At 72.7% G+C, this 4,949-nt stretch carries 5 protein-coding genes; 4 read left to right on the top strand and 1 reads right to left on the bottom strand.

Features of this window, described 5'->3' with window-relative positions; genetic code table 11:
* Positions 1 to 157: 157 nt before the first annotated feature.
* From trpB to lgt, 4 genes are all read left to right on the top strand, one after another.
* Positions 158 to 1,426 carry a tryptophan synthase subunit beta gene (gene trpB, locus ABZ371_RS28915; protein ID WP_358685025.1) on the top strand — a complete coding sequence of 423 codons (1,269 nt, stop codon included), beginning with the start codon at positions 158 to 160 and terminating at the stop codon, positions 1,424 to 1,426.
* The gene (trpA, locus tag ABZ371_RS28910) at positions 1,423 to 2,250 is read left to right on the top strand and encodes a tryptophan synthase subunit alpha (RefSeq protein ID WP_358685023.1); all 828 of its coding nucleotides are present in this window, start codon (positions 1,423 to 1,425) and stop codon (positions 2,248 to 2,250) included. Before trpB ends, trpA begins: the two co-directional genes overlap by 4 nt.
* A gap of 74 nt (positions 2,251 to 2,324) precedes the next feature.
* Positions 2,325 to 3,149, top strand: coding sequence for a thioredoxin domain-containing protein (locus tag ABZ371_RS28905; protein ID WP_358685021.1), 825 nt, complete (start codon positions 2,325 to 2,327; stop codon positions 3,147 to 3,149).
* A 270-nt stretch (positions 3,150 to 3,419) separates the two neighbouring features.
* Positions 3,420 to 4,424 carry a prolipoprotein diacylglyceryl transferase gene (lgt, locus tag ABZ371_RS28900; RefSeq protein ID WP_358685019.1) on the top strand — a complete coding sequence of 335 codons (1,005 nt, stop codon included), beginning with the start codon at positions 3,420 to 3,422 and terminating at the stop codon, positions 4,422 to 4,424.
* A 228-nt stretch (positions 4,425 to 4,652) separates the two neighbouring features.
* Here the strand turns inward: lgt and ABZ371_RS28895 are convergent.
* On the bottom strand, positions 4,653 to 4,949 hold a 297-nt coding region (locus ABZ371_RS28895; RefSeq protein ID WP_358685017.1), incomplete at its 5' end, for an HpcH/HpaI aldolase/citrate lyase family protein.

Below are 4,949 nucleotides of genomic sequence, written 5' to 3'. Positions count from 1 at the left end.
GGGGTCCGCGCCGTAGCGAGCCCCGGCCGTAGCGCGTTCCCCCGGGTGTCCGGGGGCCGCACGACCCACCGCACCGACCGCCCGGCGGCCGGAGCGGCGCTCCGCCCACGGCGCATACGGTGAATCCACCCGTTGCGAGGTCGAGGAGCACATCGACATGTCGTCAGACTTCTTCATCCCGGACCCCGAGGGTCTGGTGCCCAGCGCCGAGGGGTACTTCGGTGCGTACGGCGGCAAGTTCATCCCGGAGGCGCTGGTCGCCGCCGTGGACGAGGTGGCCGTCGAGTACGACAAGGCCAAGGCCGACCCGGCCTTCGCCGCCGAGCTCGACGAGCTCATGGTCAACTACACCGGCCGGCCCAGCGCGCTGACCGAGGTACCGCGCTTCGCCGAGCACGCCGGGGGCGCACGGGTCTTCCTCAAGAGGGAGGACCTCAACCACACCGGCTCGCACAAGATCAACAACGTGCTGGGCCAGGCGCTCCTCACCAAGCGCATGGGCAAGACCCGGGTCATCGCGGAGACCGGAGCCGGCCAGCACGGCGTCGCCACGGCGACCGCCTGCGCCCTCTTCGGACTCGAGTGCACGATCTACATGGGCGAGATCGACACCGAGCGCCAGGCACTGAACGTGGCCCGCATGCGCATCCTCGGCGCCGACGTCATCGCCGTGAAATCGGGCTCGCGGACCCTCAAGGACGCCATCAACGAGGCGTTCCGGGACTGGGTCGCCAACGTGGACCGCACGCACTACCTCTTCGGCACGGTCGCGGGCCCCCACCCGTTCCCCGCCATGGTCCGCGACTTCCACCGGGTGATCGGGATCGAGGCGCGCCGCCAGCTCCTGGAGCGCGCCGGCCGGCTGCCCGACGCCGCGGTCGCCTGTGTCGGCGGCGGTTCCAACGCCATCGGCCTCTTCCACGCCTTCATCCCGGACGCGGGCGTCCGGCTCGTCGGCTGCGAGCCCGCCGGGCACGGCGTGGAGACCGGCGAGCACGCGGCGACCCTGACCGCGGGCGAGCCCGGCATCCTGCACGGCTCCCGTTCCTACGTCCTGCAGGACGACGAGGGCCAGATCACCGAGCCGTACTCCATCTCGGCGGGACTGGACTACCCGGGGATCGGCCCGGAGCACGCCTACCTCAAGGACGTCGGCCGCGGCGAGTACCGCGCGGTGACCGACGACGCCGCCATGCAGGCGCTGCGCCTGCTGTCCCGCACCGAGGGGATCATCCCCGCCATCGAGAGCGCCCACGCGCTGGCCGGCGCCCTGGAGGTCGGGCGGGAGCTCGGCAAGGAGGGCCTGATCCTGGTCAACCTCTCCGGACGCGGCGACAAGGACATGGACACGGCGGCCCGCTACTTCGGGCTGTACGACATCGACGGCGAGGTCGCCGCCGACGCGGAGGGGGAGCCCCAGTCATGACCACCGGCACGCACACCGGCACCATCGGCCTGCTGGACGAGACCTTCGCACGCGCCCGCTCCGAGGACCGGGCCGCGCTCGTCGTCTACCTCCCCGGCGGTTTCCCGACCGTCGACGGTGGCATCGAGGCCGTCAAGGCGGCCGTCGCGGGCGGCGCCGACATCATCGAGGTGGGGCTGCCGCACAGCGACCCGGTCCTCGACGGCCCGGTCATCCAGACCGCCGACGACATCGCGCTGCGCGGCGGCGTGAGGATCGCCGACATCATGCGCACGGTCCGCGAGGCGTACGAGGCGACGGGCGTCCCGATCCTCGTCATGACGTACTGGAACCCCGTCGACCGGTACGGCGTGGAGCGCTTCACCGCCGAGCTGGCCGCCGCGGGAGGTGCCGGGTGCATCCTGCCCGACCTGCCGGTCCAGGAGTCGGCCCTGTGGCGCGAGCACGCCGAGAAGCACGGGCTCGCCACCGTCTTCGTCGTCGCCCCGAGCAGCAGGGACGAGCGTCTCGCCACCATCACGGCGGCGGGTTCCGGCTTCGTGTACGCCTCTTCCCTGATGGGGGTCACCGGCACCCGCGAATCGGTCGGGGAGCAGGCCCAGAACCTGGTGGAGCGCACCCGCGCCACCACCGGCCTACCGGTCTGCGTCGGCATCGGCGTCTCCACGGCGGAGCACGCCCGGCAGGTCGCGGGCTTCGCCGACGGGGTGATCGTCGGCTCGGCCTTCGTCAAGCGGATGCTCGACGCCCCGGACGAGGCGGCCGGCCTGACCGCCGTCCGTGACCTGGCGGCCGAGCTGGCCGAGGGCGTTCGACAGCGCTGACACCGGGCGTCACCCGTATGGGTGGACTCGGACCGGGGAGGCGCTCACGCGCCTCCCCGGTTCGTTTGCGCGGTGTGAGCGAGAAGAACCATGAGCGAAAGAGAGCCGCGCGTGACCGGCTCGTCCAGCAGCGTGAGCAGGACCGCGCCCGCGAGCGCCGCCGCCGCACACTGATCGTCTCGACGGCCGTGGTGGGTGTCCTGGCGCTGGCCGCCGTGATCGGCCTGATCGCCGCCAACGCCGGCAGGAGCGGGAAGGACAGTGAGGCCGGGCCCGCGGTCACCCCGTCCGGGGCGACCGGCAAGGACGGGCTAGCCATCCAGGTCGGAGCCGACGACGCCCCGTCCACGCTCACGATCTGGGAGGACTTCCGCTGCCCGGTCTGCGCCCAGTTCGAGAACGCCTTCCGGGACACGATCACCGAGCTGGCGGACAGCGGCCGCGTCAAGGTGGAGTACCACCTGGCCACGATCATCGACGGCAACCTGGGCGGTGACGGATCGCTGCGGGCGGCCAACGCCGCCGCCTGCGCCCAGGACGCCGGGAGGTTCGCCCCGTACCACGACGTCCTCTACCGCAACCAGCCCCCCGAGAGCGACGACGCCTTCGGTGACAACGGCAAGCTGATCGAGCTGGCCGGCAAGGTCGACGGCCTCGACACACCCGCCTTCCGCGGTTGCGTGGAGGACGGCACCCATGACAGCTGGGTCGAGAAGTCCAACAAGGCCTTCACCACGGGCGGCTTCCAGGGGACGCCGACGGCCCTGCTCAACGGGGAGCCTGTCTTCCCGAAGAAGGGGGACGAGGAGATCTCCGTGGCCAACCTCGAGAAGTGGGTGGCCGAGGCGAACAAGGGCAAGAAGCCCGGCACGGTCGGAGCCTCCCCCTCCGCTTCGTAGGCGGCTCCCTTCGCCCGGGCCGGCGGCCCGGGCCCCCGGCCACCCCGGTCCGGGTGCCACCCGGTTCGCGGGATCGTTCCCGGCCCGCGGGCTCGCTCCCGGTCCCGCCCCCGCCTCGCGCCGGACCGAGCGGGTGGCGCCGCCCGTGTCCGCGCACTCGGCGGACGGGGCGGTGGCATCTCCCGGTGACGCCCACCGCGGGCTCGTTACCCAGAAGTTGCCCCACGGCTTGCCGTGCGCCGTGTCCGGCAGGGTAGCGTCGACCCCGTCATGAACCTTGCCTCCATTCCCAGCCCGTCGACCGGGGTGATCGAGCTCGGCCCGATCCCGCTCCGCGGCTACGCGTTCTGCATCATCATCGGTGTCTTCGTCGCCGTCTGGTTCGGCAACAAGCGCTGGATCGCCCGGGGCGGCCGCGCCGGCACCGTCGCCGACATCGCCGTCTGGGCCGTGCCCTTCGGCCTTGTCGGCGGCAGGCTCTACCACGTCATCACCGACTACCAGCTGTACTTCAGCGACGGTGAGGACTGGGTGGACGCCTTCAAGATCTGGGAGGGCGGGCTCGGCATCTGGGGCGCCATCGCCCTCGGGGCCGTCGGCGCCTGGATCGGCTGCCGCCGTCGCGGGATCCCGCTGCCCGCCTGGGCCGACGCGCTGGCCCCCGGTATCGCCTTCGCCCAGGCGATCGGCCGCTGGGGCAACTGGTTCAACCAGGAGCTGTACGGCAGATCTACCGATGTGCCGTGGGCGCTGGAGATCAGCGACGGCACCAACCGGGTCGGGGGCACCTACCACCCGACGTTCCTCTACGAGTCCCTGTGGTGCGTCGGTGTCGCCCTGCTCGTCATCTGGGCCGACCGCCGCTTCCGGCTCGGGCACGGCCGGGCGTTCGCGCTGTACGTGGCGGCCTACTGCACGGGACGTGCGTGGATCGAGTACATGCGCGTCGACGAGGCGCACCACGTCCTGGGCCTGCGGCTCAACGTGTGGACCGCGATCGTCGTCTTCGTCCTGGCGGTGACGTACATCGTGCTCTCGGCCAGGATGCGTCCCGGCCGTGAGGAGATCGTGGAACCCGCCGCGGCGGCCGACGGCACCGGGCGGGACACCGGGACCGGGGCCACGGACCCGGACGGCGCCGGTACGGAGGCGAACGAGGCGGACACGGACGAGGCGCGGGCGGACGAGGCGGGGACCGAGCCCGCCGGGACCGAGGACGCGGGGCCGAAGGACGTCGAGACCGACGGGGCCCCGCAGAAGGCCGACAAGAGCTGACCCGCACAGACCCGACGTGAGCTGACCCGCACAGACCCGACGTGAGGGGCCGCCGGACCCCAGAGGCCCGGCGGCCCCTCCGCGTCCTCCCGGAAGGCCACCTCGGCCGTCCCACGGCTCTCCAGGTCCTCCCGGACGGCCACCTCGGCCGTCCCACGGCCTTCCGGGTGCTCCGGACGGGGTCTCCTCAGCCCCTCCGCGTCCCGCCGGCGCCTCTCCGCACTCCCGTCACCCCCGCCGTGCCAGCGTGAGTGTCCGTTCCGCCGTGGCCACCACCGCCGCGTCCACGAACCGTCCGTCCGGCAGCGCCTGGGCCCCCGCTCGGGTCCGTGACGCCTCCAGGACCTGTTCCGCGGCCTCCACCTCCCGCGCCGTGGGCCTGAACGCCTCTTCGATGACCGGCAGCTGCCGGGGATGGATCGCCGCCCGGCCGAGCAGCCCCAGCTCCCGCCCCCGCGCGCACGAGGACCGCAGCCCCCGCAGGTCGCGGATGTCGGGGAAGACCGACATGACGGGCGGATCGAG

Origin of the sequence: Streptomyces sp. NPDC005899 (assembly GCF_040629645.1) — a bacterium.
GTDB lineage: Bacteria > Actinomycetota > Actinomycetes > Streptomycetales > Streptomycetaceae > Streptomyces.
The sequence above is the reverse complement of the archived record's forward strand: the minus strand, read 5'-3'. Positions and strand labels throughout refer to the sequence as shown.

Coding starts and splice junctions, on each gene's coding strand:
- trpA (WP_358685023.1), top strand. CDS start 1,423: ATGACCACCGGCACGCACACCGGCACCATCGGCCTGCTGGACGAGACC.
- trpB (WP_358685025.1), top strand. CDS start 158: ATGTCGTCAGACTTCTTCATCCCGGACCCCGAGGGTCTGGTGCCCAGC.
- lgt (WP_358685019.1), top strand. CDS start 3,420: ATGAACCTTGCCTCCATTCCCAGCCCGTCGACCGGGGTGATCGAGCTC.